The organism is Streptomyces sp. NPDC001108, from assembly GCF_053598535.1.
Window position 1 is genome coordinate 23,169 of the sequence record NZ_JBSFKL010000016.1, and the last position, 15,253, is coordinate 38,421.

Annotated in this window: 16 protein-coding genes and 1 pseudogene; 11 read left to right on the forward strand and 6 right to left on the reverse strand. The window is 71.7% G+C overall.

The window, feature by feature from the left end; genetic code table 11:
* The first annotated feature begins 17 nt into the window (after nucleotides 1–17).
* The 3 genes from ACWC97_RS28140 (at nucleotide 18) to ACWC97_RS28150 (ending at nucleotide 2,128) form a co-directional block, all read left to right on the forward strand.
* Complete coding sequence (locus tag ACWC97_RS28140) at nucleotides 18–497, forward strand: DUF2771 domain-containing protein (protein ID WP_352278642.1); 480 nt, start codon at nucleotides 18–20, stop codon at nucleotides 495–497.
* A 61-nt stretch (nucleotides 498–558) separates the two neighbouring features.
* Nucleotides 559–1,269, forward strand: a complete 711-nt coding sequence (locus ACWC97_RS28145; protein ID WP_352278640.1) for a futalosine hydrolase — start codon at nucleotides 559–561, stop codon at nucleotides 1,267–1,269.
* The gene (locus tag ACWC97_RS28150; protein ID WP_352278638.1) at nucleotides 1,250–2,128 is read left to right on the forward strand and encodes a 1,4-dihydroxy-6-naphthoate synthase; all 879 of its coding nucleotides are present in this window, start codon (nucleotides 1,250–1,252) and stop codon (nucleotides 2,126–2,128) included. Before ACWC97_RS28145 ends, ACWC97_RS28150 begins: the two co-directional genes overlap by 20 nt.
* A gap of 88 nt (nucleotides 2,129–2,216) precedes the next feature.
* On the opposite strand, the gene ACWC97_RS28155 is transcribed toward ACWC97_RS28150, so the two are convergent.
* Nucleotides 2,217–2,600: a cold-shock protein gene (locus ACWC97_RS28155; RefSeq protein ID WP_352278636.1), complete on the reverse strand. Its 384-nt coding sequence runs from the start codon at nucleotides 2,598–2,600 to the stop codon at nucleotides 2,217–2,219.
* Nucleotides 2,601–2,819: 219 nt separating this feature from the next.
* Here ACWC97_RS28155 and ACWC97_RS28160 point away from each other — a divergent pair, with 219 nt between their 5' ends.
* From ACWC97_RS28160 to ACWC97_RS28170, 3 genes are all read left to right on the forward strand, one after another.
* Entirely contained in the window at nucleotides 2,820–3,044 is a 225-nt protein-coding gene (locus ACWC97_RS28160) for a hypothetical protein (RefSeq protein ID WP_352278635.1), read from the forward strand.
* Between the two features lie 109 nt (nucleotides 3,045–3,153).
* Nucleotides 3,154–3,393 (forward strand): hypothetical protein, encoded by a 240-nt coding sequence (locus ACWC97_RS28165; protein ID WP_352278633.1) that lies wholly within the window; start codon nucleotides 3,154–3,156, stop codon nucleotides 3,391–3,393.
* 147 nt (nucleotides 3,394–3,540) lie between these two features.
* On the forward strand, nucleotides 3,541–4,131 hold the full coding sequence (locus ACWC97_RS28170) for a cysteine hydrolase family protein (RefSeq protein WP_450652295.1): 591 nt from the start codon (nucleotides 3,541–3,543) through the stop codon (nucleotides 4,129–4,131).
* A 124-nt stretch (nucleotides 4,132–4,255) separates the two neighbouring features.
* Here ACWC97_RS28170 and ACWC97_RS28175 read toward each other — a convergent pair whose 3' ends face one another.
* From ACWC97_RS28175 to ACWC97_RS28185, 3 genes and pseudogenes are all read right to left on the reverse strand, one after another.
* The gene (locus tag ACWC97_RS28175) at nucleotides 4,256–4,834 is read right to left on the reverse strand and encodes a PASTA domain-containing protein (RefSeq protein WP_450652296.1); all 579 of its coding nucleotides are present in this window, start codon (nucleotides 4,832–4,834) and stop codon (nucleotides 4,256–4,258) included.
* Nucleotides 4,831–5,352 (reverse strand): SigE family RNA polymerase sigma factor, encoded by a 522-nt coding sequence (locus tag ACWC97_RS28180; RefSeq protein ID WP_450652407.1) that lies wholly within the window; start codon nucleotides 5,350–5,352, stop codon nucleotides 4,831–4,833. The genes ACWC97_RS28175 and ACWC97_RS28180 overlap by 4 nt, the downstream gene beginning before the upstream one ends.
* 286 nt (nucleotides 5,353–5,638) lie before the next feature.
* Nucleotides 5,639–5,905, reverse strand: a pseudogene (locus ACWC97_RS28185) (DUF4158 domain-containing protein); the annotation flags it as partial.
* A gap of 461 nt (nucleotides 5,906–6,366) precedes the next feature.
* On the opposite strand from ACWC97_RS28185, the gene ACWC97_RS28190 reads away from it, so the two are divergent.
* The 5 genes from ACWC97_RS28190 (at nucleotide 6,367) to ACWC97_RS28210 (ending at nucleotide 11,053) form a co-directional block, all read left to right on the forward strand.
* On the forward strand, nucleotides 6,367–7,011 hold the full coding sequence (locus tag ACWC97_RS28190) for a DUF4232 domain-containing protein (protein ID WP_352278628.1): 645 nt from the start codon (nucleotides 6,367–6,369) through the stop codon (nucleotides 7,009–7,011).
* Between the two features lie 288 nt (nucleotides 7,012–7,299).
* Complete coding sequence (locus ACWC97_RS28195; protein WP_450652409.1) at nucleotides 7,300–8,097, forward strand: S1 family peptidase; 798 nt, start codon at nucleotides 7,300–7,302, stop codon at nucleotides 8,095–8,097.
* 953 nt (nucleotides 8,098–9,050) lie between these two features.
* Nucleotides 9,051–9,440, forward strand: coding sequence for a hypothetical protein (locus tag ACWC97_RS28200; RefSeq protein ID WP_450652298.1), 390 nt, complete (start codon nucleotides 9,051–9,053; stop codon nucleotides 9,438–9,440).
* Nucleotides 9,441–9,683: 243 nt separating this feature from the next.
* The gene (locus tag ACWC97_RS28205) at nucleotides 9,684–10,112 is read left to right on the forward strand and encodes an SRPBCC family protein (RefSeq protein ID WP_392280833.1); all 429 of its coding nucleotides are present in this window, start codon (nucleotides 9,684–9,686) and stop codon (nucleotides 10,110–10,112) included.
* A gap of 224 nt (nucleotides 10,113–10,336) precedes the next feature.
* Entirely contained in the window at nucleotides 10,337–11,053 is a 717-nt protein-coding gene (locus tag ACWC97_RS28210) for a hypothetical protein (protein ID WP_352278625.1), read from the forward strand.
* Between the two features lie 12 nt (nucleotides 11,054–11,065).
* On the opposite strand, the gene ACWC97_RS28215 is transcribed toward ACWC97_RS28210, so the two are convergent.
* Nucleotides 11,066–12,064 (reverse strand): ArsR/SmtB family transcription factor, encoded by a 999-nt coding sequence (locus ACWC97_RS28215; RefSeq protein ID WP_352278623.1) that lies wholly within the window; start codon nucleotides 12,062–12,064, stop codon nucleotides 11,066–11,068.
* A gap of 175 nt (nucleotides 12,065–12,239) precedes the next feature.
* Nucleotides 12,240–15,137, reverse strand: a complete 2,898-nt coding sequence (locus tag ACWC97_RS28220) for a hypothetical protein (RefSeq protein ID WP_450652301.1) — start codon at nucleotides 15,135–15,137, stop codon at nucleotides 12,240–12,242.
* Between the last annotated feature and the right edge of the window lie 116 nt (nucleotides 15,138–15,253).

Consider the following 15,253-nt stretch of genomic DNA (forward strand, 5'->3'; position numbering starts at 1 on the left):
CCGATAGCCTTCGGCCCATGACCGTTGCGTTCTTCTCCGGTAAGGGCCGTCGAATCGGCGTCGCTCTTGGTGCCGTGTCCGCGGGACTCCTCGTCCTCTCCGCCTGCGACAAGCCGACGCCGCTCGCGACCGTAACGGTCGGTGGCAACTCGGTGAGCACCGAGGCGTCCTGCTACAACGACGGCAAGGCCCTCAAGAAGTCCGAGTACCAGAGCTGCCTCAACAAGAAGGCGGAGAAGTCCGTCGAGGTCGCGATGGACGACAAGGTCCGCTTCGGCGTCGACCCCGAGATCGCGGACAACGGCTGGACCCTGTTCATCAACGGCCAGCAGGCCGAGCAGGAGCCGTACACGAAGACCTACCGGTCCATCCCGGGCTCCGCGTTCTTCTCCAGCCAGACCGGTGAGACGGCGGACAAGACGCAGATCTCCATCGTGGAGACCAAGGACAAGCAGCTCGTCGGCGTCTGGCACTTCGAGCTGAAGAAGTCCTCCTGACCGTCTTCCGACCGTCGCCCGGCCGGTTTCCGGCCTCTTCCCGACTCCGGAGAGTTCTTCCGTGCGTGTGCTCGTCGTGACCGCTGTCCCGGTGGAACGGGACGCGGTCACGCGCATGTTCGGGGAGCCTTCCGTGCGCCGGGTGCCCGGTGCGGAGATCCACCGCGCGGGCCCCTTCGACGTGCTGGCGGGCGGTGTGGGCCCGGCCGCCGCGGCGGCGTCGACGGCCTTCGCACTGGCCGCCGGCGGCCCGGCCGGGGACGGTTACGGCCTGGTGGTGTCGGCCGGGATCGGCGGCGGTTTCGCCCCGCTCGCCCCGGTCGGCTCCCTCGTGGTGGCCGGCCGTCTCGTCGCCGCCGACCTGGGCGCCGAGACGCCCGAGGGCTTCGTGCCCGTCACCGGCCTGGGCTTCGGGCGCGACCAGCACCTCCCGCCCCGGTCGCTGGTCCGGGCCGTGGCCGACGCCACCGGCGCGGCCACCGGTGACGTGCTCACCGTCTCCACCGTGACCGGCAGCGCCGAGCGCGCCGCCGCCCTGCGTGCCGCGCACCCGGCGGCCGCCGCCGAGGCGATGGAGGGCTTCGGGGTCGCGGAGGCCGCCGGGCTCGCCGGCGTGCCCGTCCTGGAGATCAGGGCCGTGTCGAACGCGGTCGGCCCGCGCGACCGGGACGCCTGGCGCATCGGCGACGCCCTGACCGCCCTCGCCACCGCGTTCGGGAAGCTCGCCCCCGTACTGGAAGGTTGGACCAGCCATGACCACCACGACGCCTGACCAGGTGCCCGCCCCGGCGGCCCCGCTCCGGATCGCCTACTCGCCCTGCCCGAACGACACCTTCGTCTTCGATGCCTGGGCGCACGGCCGGATCCCGGACGCGCCCGCCCTCGATGTCACCTTCGCGGACATCGACATCACCAACGGCCTGGCCGAGCGCGGTGAGCTGGACGTCCTGAAGGTCTCGTACGCGGTGCTGCCGTGGGTCCTCGACGAGTACGCGCTGCTGCCGTGCGGCGGGGCGCTGGGCCGGGGCTGCGGCCCGCTCGTCCTCACCCGGGAGCCGGGTACGGACCTGACGGGCCGGACCGTCGCCGTGCCGAGCGAGCGCTCCACCGCCTATCTGCTGTTCCGCCTCTGGGCGGCCGAGATGGTGCCGGGCGGGGTCGGCGAGATCGTCGTCATGCCGTTCGACGAGATCATGCCCGCGGTGCGGGACGGGAAGGTGGACGCCGGTCTCGTGATCCACGAGGCCCGGTTCACGTACCAGAACTACGGGCTGCACAACCTCGCCGACATGGGCCGCCACTGGGAGGACACGACCGGGCTGCCGATCCCGCTGGGCGCGATCATCGCCAAGCGCTCGCTGGGTACGGAGACCCTGAAGCTGCTCGCCGAGTCGGTGCGCGCCTCGGTGCGGGCGGCCTGGGACGACCCGGAGGCGTCCCGCCCCTATGTGCTGGAGCACGCCCAGGAGATGGATCCCGCCGTGGCGGACCAGCACATCGGGCTGTACGTCAACGAGTTCACCGCCGACCTCGGCGAGGCCGGCTACGCGGCGATCCGGGGTCTGCTGACCCGCGCGGCGGCCGAGGGACTCGTACCGCCCCTCGCCCCGGACGCACTGGCGTTCGTCTGATCCCGGCCACCGTTCGGGGGCCGGGTCGGACGTGAGACGTCGAGCCGGTCGGACGTCGAGCCGGGCAGCCGGCCGGAGGTCGATCCGGTCAGACGTCGAGCTGATCGGCCACCGCGCGCAGCAGACCGCCGATCTTCTTGCCGGCCGCCTTGTCGGGGTACCGGCCGCGCTCCAGCATCGGGGTGATGTTCTCCAGCAGGGTGGTCAGGTCCTGCACGATGGACGCGAGCTCGTCCGGCTTGCGGCGCTGTGCGGCCGCGACGGAGGGGGTCGGGTCCAAAACCGTCACCGAGAGCGCCTGGTCCCCACGCTGACCTGCGACGACGCCGAATTCGACGCGCTGTCCCGGCTTGAGGGCGTCCACGCCGTCGGGCAGCACGGAGGAGTGCACGAAGACATCTCCGCCGTCGTCGCGGGAAAGGAAACCGAAGCCCTTCTCGCTGTTGAACCACTTGACCTTGCCAGTCGGCAAAGCACGCACCCCATCTCAACCCGTATGCCCGTATGCCGGAACAAAGCCTCAGCAGGTCAGGCTATCCAGTGGTGGTGCTGTCCCCTGCTGGCAGCAGCCTCCCCAGGGGGGGTACCCGCCGTCAAGCCTGATCATCCGGACTCTGTCCGGAAACGACACCCCTCGGGGACCCCGGTGGCCGAACAGCGGTTCGTCGCCGCCGGGACATACCCTGGCGGGGTGAGTACTACACCTTCTGGCGCGGGCGACCGGCTGGTCCGGATCGGCGCGATCGTCTTCTTCGTCGGCGCGCTGTCCACCCTGGCCACCATGGCCCCGCTCTTCCTCGGCACCCATCCCCTGCCGTCCATCGCCTGGTCGCTCTGCATGCTGATGGGCGTCGGCTTCCTGATCGCCGCGGCGGGCGTGATCCGCTCCGCCCGGGCGAACTCGGCCAAACGCTGACGGCCGACCCCAGGACCTCGGGCCCCTGCCGGACACCCGCACCGTCACGGCGGCCCGGCCGGCCGCGACCCAGCACGTCGGCGCGCAGGCCCTCGCCCAGAGCCTTGCCGTGCCCAAGGCGGCGGGCCTGGTCCACCGCGAGCCGGATCCGCGGGACGGCCGCAAGAAGCTGATGAGTGCCGACGGCTCCGCGACCGCGCTGATCGACAGGCTGCTCGCGGGCCGCGCCGCCTTCCTGGCCCGCGCCGTCGACCGGGTCGTGGCGGCGGACGGACACACGGACGTGGGCAGGGCGATCGAGCTCCTGGAGCGGCTGGCCGACATCGACCTGGGCGAAGGCTCCCGGTGAGAGCGGCCTCCGCCGGGGCCGAGCCCGCGATACCCGGGCGCCCGCCCGCAAGCCCTTCGGCCGGACCTTCACCGCACCGCCGTACGCGGGCCCCGGCCCCGTTTCCCGCCGCCCCGATTCCCGTAACCCCGCAAGGAGAGACCCGCGATGACCACCCCCGCCGCTCCCGCCCTCGTCGCCGGGCGGACCGCGCTGCTGTCGATGGACTTCCAGAACGGGATCGTCCCGCTCGCCCCCGAACCCGACGCGCTCCTCGCCCGGGTGGCGGGCGCGATCGCCGATGTCCGGGCCGCCGGGGGCACCGTCGGACACGTCCGGGTCGCCTTCACGGAAGACGACTGGGACGCCGTCCCCGACCGCAATGTGTCCTTCGGCGCGGCCGCCGCCGCGAAGGCGATGCACCACGAGGACGGGACCACCCGGTTCCACCCGGCGGTCGCCCCGCAGGACGGCGACATCGTCGTCCGCAAGGTCCGCTATGGCGCCGCCTCCACCACCGACCTGTACGCCCGACTGGCCGAGCGCGGCATCGACACGTTGGTCCTCGCCGGGATCAGCACCAGCGGCGTCGTCCTGTCGACGGTGATGGACGCCGCCGACCGTGACTTCCGCCTCTACGTCCTGTCCGACTGTGTCGCCGACCGCGACCCGGAGGTCCACCGGGTCCTCGTCGAGAAGGTCTTCCCGTCCCGGGCCCGCGTCATCGACACCGCCGGGCTCCGCGAACTCCTGGGCTGAACGGGTGCCCATCCGGCAGCGGCCCGGAGGGGCGGGCGTCCAGCCGGTGCGCCGCGGTCGACGGACTGCCCGGCACCGGCCCCTGGGTCACTCGGCCGGTGCGCGGGCCGAAGGGCCCGGTCGCTCAGGTTCCGCCGGGTTTGCCCGTCGAGACCAGCAGGAGGACGGACGAGCCCGGTGCCACCGGTTCTGCGCCGCCCCTGGGCTGACTGCTGATCACCTGCCCGGCGGGAGCGTTCCAGTCCGTGTGCCGCATGATCGTGCAGCTCAGTCCGAGTCCGCGCAGCAGGCTTCCGGCCTGTTCGACCGGCATGCCGGCCAGGTCCGGCAGCTCGATGCCCGCTCCTGCGGTCTGCTCCTGCTCCTGTGTCGGAGTCGCATCGGCGCTTCCGCTCTTGGGGGTGCCGGTGGCGAGCGGGGTGCACGCCCCGTTCGCCGGTGAGGACAGGGACGGGGAGGCACCAGGCGCGGGCGGCACGGGCTTCAGCGCGAAGAACCCCACCGTGGCGCACGCCAGCACGCAGCACGCCGCAGCGGTGCCGAGGAGCGCCCGGCGGGTGCGGCTGCGGCTGACGGCTCGCTCGATCGCGGCCGCATCGACGACCGGCGCCGTCGGCCCGTCGGCGAAGGAGGCCACCGCGGCACGCAGCTCGGCTTCGAGGCCCGGCTCGAACGGGGCCGGTCCGGACGACGTGTTCGTCACTTCGTACCTCCGAAAGCGGCCGACGGTGTGTGCGGCGCCTGGGCGCCCGATACGGAATCGCGCAGCTTGGCCAGGCCGCGGGCGAGCTGGGACCTCACCGCACTCGAAGAGATGTCCAGGACATCGGCGATCTGCCGGACGTCCAGATCGTGCAGGTAGTACAGGACCACCACGCTGCGCATGCCCATCGGCAGCCCGAGCAGTGCCTCGATCAGTTCCGCGCGCAGATCCACCTGCCCGAACCGGTCCCGGGGGTCGGCCGTCTCGGGCACCCCCGACAGCCCGGGGCGCTCGCCCCGGCGCGACAGCCGCCGCCAGCGGTCGTTGGCCAGGTTGACCAGCACTTTGCGCACGTACGCCTCCGGCGAGTCCGCCACCGAGACCTTCCGCCACTGTCGGCACGCCCGCTCCAGCGCCTCCTGCACCAGATCCTCGGCCACGTGCACGTCACCGGTCAGCGCATACGCGGCGCGGAACAACGCTCCCGACCGCTGTGCGACGAACTCCGTGAATCCGATGCCCGGACCGCTCCTGCGAAACCTCACCCGCCGACCTCCTCTCCTCGTCCCGTCCCGATCACTGCCCCCATGACGGCGGAACGGGGCCAGGTGCTGCACCGAGCCGCCGGCAGTGACGTGAATCACAGCCGGGACGGAAGGGTGTCCCAGGACCTCGCGCCGCTGCCGCCCGGGGTGCGGGCGGGGCCCGGCGAAGCGGAGGGCCGCGGGGCGGGCGGCCCGCAGTCGCGGTCCGGCCGAAGGGCTGCGCGAGGTGGCCGACGTCGCCGGGCACGGAGTCCGGGTCCGGCTCGGCCATGTCCAGCTGCTCGGACAGGTAGCCCGCGACCTCCACCGGCACGTCGGTCGGGGCGTCCAGGAGCACCCCGAGGTAGCGCACCGTCGTCAGCTGAGCGGCGAAGCCCAGCCGGTTGTGCGAGCGCCGCTTCGACTCCACCAGCTCCCGGTCCGCGTCGTCCAGGAAGAAGAACCGCTCCAGCTCGGGCCTCGTCGGCTCCTCGGCGAACGTCCCGTACGCCTCGGCCTGCTCATCGCTCAGAAATTCCACTGGCACGAGCCGGACCGTGGCCAGCTTCGCACCAGGCCAGAGGCGTTTCACCGAACCCCAGCGGCGCAGTGGATCACTGTGCTGGACGGCCCCGTGATCGTTCTCACCGATAACCGCTGCACCGATGTTCCCCGAGGCCGGTTCTCCAGCCGTACGGAGGTGATCTTCCCGCACAGCGTGCTGGTGTCCTCCGCCTTCTCCCCATGACCAGACCGCACCCGGCAAGTCCGGCGACCGCGAGCGCGGCCGCCTTCGAGGGACGGCCATGGGGAAACCCCCGGTTCGACGGAGGGGCAACCACATCGCGATCATGTCACGGACATGCCACAACGACGTCCGGATACGGGGACTTCCACCCCCTCTGACCTCGCGGTTCCCTCATAGTGATCAAGCGGGCGGCGCGGGGCCGACGGAGCTTCGCGGCAGGCCGCAGATCAGCACGTCATCGATCAGCAAGGGGTTTTCTCATGTCCGGCAACCGGCGCAAGGCCTTTCTCGTATCCGCTGTGCTCGTGGGCGGCGCGATGCTGATGACGGCCTGCGAGGACCCGGGTGGCGACGGGGGCGCGGACAGCGCCGCCCCGCAGAACTCCGCCTCCGCCGCCGCCTCGTCCGGCTCCTCCGGCGCGGACAGCGGCCAGGGCTCGGACAAGGGGAGCGACCAGGCCGGCGGCTCGGGCACCGACGGCGGCACCGGCCGGGGACAGGTCGGCCAGGTCTGCGGCGCGAACGACCTCACCTGGGGCACCAGGACCGAGAGCCAGGCGGGCGGCTACCTCCTCATCACCGCGAAGGCGAAGCCGGGCATCACCTGCTTCCTCCCCGCCAACCCCCCGACCGTGGCCTTCGGCTCCGACGGCACCGAGGCGAAGCCGTTCGACCAGACCCCGGCCAAGGAAATCAAGCTGAGCGGCGCCACCACCGCCTACGCCGGGATGACTCCGAAGACCACCAACACGAACGGCGGCCTGGAGATCGGCATCATGGTCGTGGCCACCGGCGAGAGCGACGCGAATCCGGAGACGCTGAACATCGACACCATCACGGTCGACTCCCCCGCCGTGACCAACTGGCACACCTCCGCCGAGGAGGCCGTCCCGGTCGGCGGCTGATCCACCCCGGCCCGCCCCGTCACCGGGCGGGCCGCCCCCGCCCCGGGCGGGGGTTTTCCGTACCCCGGGGTGGCCTGCTGCCCGGATGGGCCGCCGGGGCCGGAACGCCGAGGCTGAATACGCAAGGATCCACCGAGCAAGAAGGACCCCTCCGTGTTCAGCCTCTCCGCGTTCCGCACCCCCTCACCCGACCCTGCCGCGTCCCCCTCCGCCGCGACCCGCCCCTCCCCGGCCCGTACCCGTTCCCGTCGCCCCCGTCGCCGTGCCGTCCGGGCCGCAGCTGTCGGACTGCTCGCCGCCACGGTCGGCGCGACCGCCCTGGCGGGCAACGCCTCGGCGATCGTCAACGGGTCGGATTCGAGCGAGAGTTACCCGTTCATGGCGACCATCCCCATGTCGGCCCCCACCCAGGGCCTGGAGGACGGCAACTGCGGGGCGTCGCTCATCGACCGGCAGTGGGTGCTGACGGCGGCCCACTGCGTGCGGGGCGACGGGCTCGAACTGGACGGCATCGTGCGCGTCGGCAGCGCGGACCGGAAGTCCGGCGGCACCGTACGCGGGATCGACCGGACCTTCGTCCACCCCGGTTACGTGAACGGCGACAACGCGTTCGCCAACAAGGACGACGTCGCCCTCGTACGCCTGGACCGCCCCGTGACCCAGCGGCCCATCCGGATCGCCGGACAGCCCGGGAAGCCCGGCACCCCGACCAGGCTGCTCGGTTTCGGCACCACCGTGGACACCGAGTTCGCCTTCCCCGACCGGCTCCAGGAACTGGACACCCGCAGGGGCGCGGAGTCCGAATGCGCCCCCGGTTACGCGGACCGCACCCGGCTCTGCACCATCACCACCAAGCCCGGCTCCATGGCCTGCTTCGGGGACTCCGGCGGCCCGCAGATCACCAGGGGCCGCAACGGGCGCTGGGAGTTGATCGGCGTCACCTCGGGCCCCGGCGCCCCGGGCGTGCCCTGCTCGCAGGGGCCCGGCCTCTACAGCAGCGCCCCCGCCTACGCGGACTGGATCCACCACACCATGAAGACCAACCGCCCCATGCCCGGAAAGCCGGTCCACACGTCGGCCCGTTAACCGGATCGTGGATCGCCGGGTCGCGGCGAACCGGGGCCCGGTCAACCGGGTCTCGGCGAGCCGGGACCCGGCGATCCACGACGTAAAAAGCTTTTAAGGCCTTTGTCTTGAGGACGTTGAAAAAACCCAACCCACCCCGTCTGTAACCTGCGGGCCCCTACGTCACCCACTTGGGTGACTTTGGCCAACTGGGCTGGATATTGGTGCGGCTTGCGGGCATATGCTCACGCCAACACCACCCCACACCACATACGTCGGCCCCCGACCGGGACTTCCACTCCCAACCGAGGGCCTGACCACCGAGGAAGAAGAGAGCTTCCCCAATGGGTACCCAGCAGGCTAGCGCGCCCGCGCGCCCCGTGTCCGCCGTACGCGGCGTCGAACACGTCAACACCCGGCACACCAGCCGGTTCACCGTCATCGGCAACCACCTCGCCCAGCACCGCGAACTGACCCTGCTGGCGATCGGGCTCGCCACCCACATCCAGTCGCTCCCCGACGGCGCCCGCATCACCATCAAGCACCTCGCCGAACGCTTCCCCGAAGGCGAAACCCGCATCGCCAAGGCGTTACGCGAACTCGAAACCCACGGCTACCTCAGCCGCGAAACCGAGCACCTCGCCAACGGCCAGATCGTCACCCGCACCCGCTCCTACAACCAGCCCCGGGCAACCGTGTCCCGGGCAACCGCCTCCCGAGCAACCGCCTCCCGGGCAAAGGAAGCGGAGACCGGTCACCGACGCCCGGACCCCCGTCCCGCACGTCACCAACCGGCCCCCGCCCCAGTCCCTGTGTCCGCACCTGCGCCGGTGCCTGTGCCCGCGCCTCTGTCTGTATCTGTGCCTGCGCCGGTTCCTGTGTCTGTTCCTGCGCCTGTTCCTGCGCCTGTGTCTGTTCCTGCGCCTGTTCCTGCGCCTGCGCCTATGCCTTCACCTGCGGCCAAGGCGGCCCCCATGGCCCGGCTCCCCCACCCCCGCGAGCCTCACCCCCACGAGCCCCACCCCAAGTACACACTCGCCGCCACCTCTCTCCTCTCCGACCTCCACCGCCACGCCCCCGAGATCACCCTCACCGGGAACGACGTCGCACTCCTCGCACCTCTCGCCGCCACCTGGTTCGAGCGCGACACCACCCCCAGCGCCCTCCGCCACGCCCTCACCAACGATCTCCCGCGCCCGCTCAAGCACCCCGTCAAACTCCTCCGTTACCGCCTCACGACCTACCTCCCCTCGCCGCCCCGGGCCGTCGTACTCACCGACCCCCTCCAGAACTGCGACACCTGCGACCGTGCCTACCGGGCCCCCGTTCCCGGCCACTGCCCCGCCTGCGACAGGCTCGACTAGACGTGCCTGACGTTGAAATCCCTTCCGAATCAGTGGAGTTGTCTCCCGTACCGCGCCGCTCCCTTGGAGTCTGCGAGGGACCGGGACCGGGGCGCGCGTCCTTTTGTCTCCGGCGAAAGCGTGCGGCCGGGCGGCCGTGTCGCGGAGGGCGTCCGCGCAGTTAGCCAGGAAGCCCCCGCCGGGCACCCCTTCCTCATGGCGCCCAACTCGCCCCGCATGCAACCGGATCAAGGAGAAAAGACCATGGCCTCGACGTCCATCACCCGCACGGTCCCCGCCTCGCCCGCCAAGGTGTGGGACCTCGTCGGCGGCTTCCACGGCCTGCCCGAGTGGCTTCCGTACGTCCCGCAGAGCACGATGCTCGAAGGCGGGCGGGTCCGCCGGCTGGAGGACCCGTCGAACCCGGAGAGCATCGTCATCGTCGAGCGGCTGGTGAGCTTCAACGACGCCGAACGCTCTCTGAGTTACGTCATCGTCGAGTCCCCGTTTCCCGTCGACGACTACATCGCGACTCTCCGGGTCCACGCGGTGCCCGGCCAGGAGGACATGGCCGAGGTCCAGTGGTCCGGGCGCTTCAACCCGCTCAACGCCACCGACGAAGAGGCGGTCGACGTGTTCGAGAAGATCTACAGCGACGGCCTCGAAGCCCTCCACCAGGTCCTCTCCGCCTGACCGCCACAGCCCGCCCGCGCGACGCTCCCGGCCGGGACACGCCTCTCCGGGAGCACCGTTCCACCGTTCCTGACCTGGGGATTCACGAAATCCGACGGCCTTTCATGGAACCGATCCAGTGAGACAGAACACGGACAATCGCGCGATCGTTTGAGGATCGACCCAGCCCTAAGGTCTTCGGTGTCAGCAGGAAACGCCCTCACCCGAAGCCACTGGAGATCACGATGCGCTCGCGTCTCGCCGCCCGTTCCGCCCGCCTCCTCCTGGCCGCCACGGCCGTGACGGCCCTCGCCGTCACCACGACCGCCTGCGACCCCGAGGACAACGCGGAGGCCATCGGGGCCGGCGCCTCCGCCGGGGCTTCGGCCGGAGCGTCCGCCGGGGCCTCCGCCGGTTCCTCGGCCGACAAGGGCGGGAGCAACGGCTCCGGCGACAAGGGCGGCACCAGCGGCAGCGGCAGCGGCAGCGGCAGCGGCTCCGACTCGGGCTCCGGCTCCGGCTCCGGCTCCGGCTCCGGCGACAAGAGCGGTTACGGACAGTCCTGCGGCACCAACGACCTGGACCTCACGGTCACCTGGGAAGCCCAGCCCATCAGCCACTACCGCCTCACCGCCAAGGCCAAGCCCGGGATCACCTGCTACCTGGACGTGAACACCCCGAGCGTCTCCTTCGGCTCCAAGGCCGAGGGCGTCGCCTCCCCGGTCGGGCAGGGCGGCGAGGACCCCATCAAGCTCTCGGGCACGGCCGTCGCGTACGCCGGTATCAACCCCAAGACCACCGACGGCGAATACGGCGTGCAGTTCGACCACGTCATCGTCGCCACCACCGAGGACGACCCCAACCCGGCCGACCTCGAACTCCCCGACATGGCCACCGTCGACAAGCCGGTCGTCACCAACTGGTCCACCAAGGTCAACGAGACCATCCCGCGCGTCGCCTGACCCCCGGGGCGGTCAGCAGCCCTGGAGGACGCGGCGGCCCAGCGGGGTCGCCGTATGACGGACCCGCTTGCCGTCGCGGCGGCTGGTCACCAGACCGCCCTCCCGGAGCACGGCGAGCTGCTGGCTGACGCTGGGCAGGGAGAGACCGGTCGCCTCGGCCAGTTCGGAGGTGGAGGCGGACGGGCGTACGGCGGCCTCGTACAGGAGCGAAGCGCGGGCCGGGCCCAGCAGCCGTCCCAGCGAGGCGGACGTGGACACGGGCGCGTCGGCCGTACGGTCGATCGGGTAGATGAGCACGGGCATCATCCCGTCGTCCACCAGCGTGATCGGATCGCGCCAGCAGAAGTACGACGGGATCAGGAGCAGTCCCCGGCCCCCGAGGTGGAGATCGCGGTCGACCGGATAGCGCGCGGTCAGCACCGGCGGCTCCCAGACGGCCATCGGCCGCAGCCCCGCCAGCAGCGCGCGCGTCCCGCCGTGGGCCAGGGAGCGGGTGCGTCGGGCGGTGTCGGCGGCTATCTCGGCATCCATCCGGTTCCAGGCGGGCTCGATGAACTCCCGGTGGTAGGTGTGGAACTGGTTCCCCAGCACGGCCAGGGCACCGGTGTCGCCCCGGGCCAGCTCCGTACCGGCCCACGGGCTTCCGCTGCTCGCCGCCAGCAGGGACAGCTCATGGCGGAGTTGCCGTTTCGGGGTCGAGAGCACCCGATCGACACCGGAGCGCAGACCGTAGGCACCGAGGTCGTCGGAGTCCTCCTCGACGGGCGGGGTGAGGAAGTCCGGGAAGTAGGCGGCGCGCGGCATCAGGCTGCGTAAGACGGCGGCCGCCTCGCGGGCCGGGCCGCCCCGGCGCAGCAGCTCCCGTGCCGTGCGGCGCCATTCGCCGAAGGCGAGCGTGCCTTCGCGGTGCTGGAGGCAGCAGATGCTGCAGAGGATCTCCCAGAGCGGATCCGGTCGACGCGCGATACGCACGTTCTCCAGGTCTCCGCTGGTGAAGTGGATACGCAGCATGGGTTCCCCCCGAGGTCGCCATCGCTTGGCAAAAGTCGATAAACAAGCCTGGCATTCACCGCACGGCGGACAAGTCGGCGCGACGAGAGCGGGCGCGGAGTGCCCGGAAGGGCAACGGAAACCGCCCCCGGAGGGCAGTCCCCGGGGGCGGTCGGTGCGGCGGTGGTTCCGTCCGTCAGCGGGCGACCGCCTTGGTGGCCGCGCTGGTGGCCGTCCCGTTGGCGTGGCCGGTGCGGCGGGCGGTCACCTTGACCGTGATCTTCTTGCCGCGCTGGGCCGACTTGAGGGTCAGCGAGGACTTGGTGGCCTTGGAGATCGCCTTGCCGTTGGCGTACCACTGGTAGGTGTACGACGTCGGGGCGGGCGTCCAGGTGCCGTGGGCGGCCTTGAGGACGCGGCCGACCTTCGCGGTGCCCGAGATCGTGGGCTTCTTGGTGGCCTTGGGCGCGCTGCCGGTGGCGACCTTCACGCCGACCGTGTTGGCCTGGCCGTCCCCGAAACCGTTGAGGCGGGCGGTGACCGTGAGGCTGAGCCGCTTGCCGAGCAGGGAGGCCGGGACGGTGTAGCCGGCGGAGGTGGCGCCGGAGATCGCCTTGCCGTCCGCCTTCCACTGGTAGGCGACGGAGCTGGGGGTCCAGTTCCAGGTGCCGCTCGTGGCCGTGAGCTTGGCGCCCACCTTCACCGTGCCCTTGACCTCCGGGCAGACCACACAGCCGAGGGGGTAGCCCTTGGCGGCGGTGAGCGTCGCCGAGGAGGCGGTGGCGTCCGGCGCGGTGTCCCGGTGGGCGGTGACGGTGACGCCGACCTTCTTCCCCATCAGGGAGGCCGGGATGGTGAACACGGACCGGGTGGCCCCGCTGATCGGCTTCCCGTCGCCGTACCACTGGTACGAGTACGACGTCGGCTTCGGCGACCAGGTGCCGGTCGTCGCGGTGAGGTACTCGCCGACGCGGGCCTCCCCGCTGAGGGTGGGCGGGGCCGTGCTGGTGAGCGGGGCCGAAGTGACGGTGAAGGAGAGCTTGCCGTACTCGCCGTTCCCCCGGCCGAGGAGGATCGCCGACCAGGCGCCCTCGGGCGCGCCGGTCAGGTCCACCTCGGCGGTGAGGGTGCGGCGGTCGGGCGAGACGGCGAGGGTGGTGCCGGTGATCTCGCGGTCGCCGTTGCGCAGAAGGAGACGGGACTGCTCGTGCAGGGCGGAGCCGGTGACCGTGACGGTGGTCTTCCCCCCGGCGGGCGCGGTGTTCGGGGACACCTTCGTGAGGGTGACCCGCTCGCCGCCGCAGAGCCCGGAGCAGACAGCCTCGGCCTTGTACGAGGTCGTCGACGCCTTCTCCGGCAGGGAGAGGACGAGGATGCTCGGGGTGAGCTCACGGGAGTAGCTCTCGATCACCCGGCACTCGTAGCTCTTGGTGAGGGTGGAGTACGAGCAGCCGTTGTCGAGGCTGGGGTCGTGGAGTGCGGGCACGGCCGTCTCGGTGGCGCCGGTCGTGTCGCTGATCTCCATCGGGAAGCGGTCGCTGTACACGGTGGGCAGCGCGGCGCACACGGTGGCGTGCTGCTCGTCCAGGGTGCCGGTGATCGGGCCGTACCCGTACGCGATGCTCTTCACCTGGTCGCACTCGGCGGCCGGGCCGTCCGCGCCGGCGATGCGGATCGCGTCGAAGCGGTAGGTGTCGGCGGCCTTCTTCGCGGCCGGGACGTGGACGACCGCCTGGTAGTGCGTGGAACCGGTGACGGCGCACGCCCGGTCGACCGTGCAGCGGGGGCCGCTGCTGACGGCGCCGCTGCCCTGGCCCTGGTCGCCGAAGAGCGCGACGGTGGCGGTGCCCTGGGCGTCGCGGGCGTCGATGTGGAGGACGTCCTCGGTGTCGCCGGTGGTGACCTGGCGGCAGCGCAGTTCGCCGGGGGCGCCGAGGGTGCCCTCGGTGGAGGCGCCGCCGGGCCTGGTCGCCGGGTTCGCGGCGCAGCCCTTGGCGGTCGCGGTGACGTCCCGGCGGGTCACGACGTACTCGGAGGCGGCGTCGCGGCCGATGACGAGGACGGTGTGGGCGACGCCGGGGGTGAGGGCGCAGGAGATCCAGGTGGAGGTGGTCGGGGTGTAGGTCCGGCAGCTCTCCTTGCCCTGGGTGTCCACGACGAGGAGGTGGGCGAGGGATCCGGTGCCGGGGGCGGCCTGGAGCTGGACGACCTCCATGACGCTGTGGTCGGAGGCCGGGATGGTCAGGCAGTCCACTACGGAGCCGTTGCCGGTGGTGGCGCGGGCGGAGGGCGAGGCGGCGGTGAAGTCGCCGGCCGGGAGGACCTGGCAGTCGGCCGCCGCGTCGGTGCGGTGCAGCGAGAGGGCGTACGGGCCGGTCGGCTTCGCGGTGCCGTCGTTGACGGTCAGCACCCGGAAGGGGGCCTTGCCGGTGAGCACGCAGGTGCCGCTGCCGGGGTTGGCCGGGTAGGGGCAGGCGTCCTCGCCGGCCGCGTCGACGACCGTCACGGCCGGGTGCGGGGCGCCGGAGCTCGTGGGCTCCACGGCGGCGATCTGCGCACCGGCGGGCAGCGGGAGGGACAGGCAGTCCGTCTCACCGGCGGCGGTGAACTCACCCTTGTACAGGCCGAGTCCGACCGGTTCGCAGCCGGTGGTGGCGGAGCGGTCGATGATCAGGCTCGCGGACTCGGTGCGGACGGTGTACTCGCCTGCGGCCGGGAGCGTGCAGCTGATCCAGTACTCGCAGACGGCCGCACCGGTCGCGTCCTCGACGCGGAGCGGGGTGCGGTAGCCGTCGTCGCGGATGGCGTACGCGTCGTAGAGCCCGGCGGCCGGGGCGGTGAAGGTGCGGCAACCGCTGACCGGATCGGCGGCGGTGGGGGCCGAGTTGTACCCGTTGAGTGGGGGGTGGGCGCAATCGGCTCCGGCGGCGGTGTTCCGCGTGGTGGCGGATTCCTGGCCTGTGGCGGCGGTGGCGGCGGTGGCGGGCAGGAGCAGCGAGAGCAGTACGGAGAGTACGAGCAGCGGCGCTGTACGGACGGCGCGCCGCCCGGATCTCGCGCGGGTGCGCGTGTGCGTACGTGGGCGAGTGAGCAAGGCCGTTCCCCCCGGAGCGGTGACACACCGGCGACTTCCAGCCTGGTGTGAATAATTCATAAAGACGAGTACACATGATGATCGCACAAGTGTTGTGGCTGGTCATCGGAGTATCG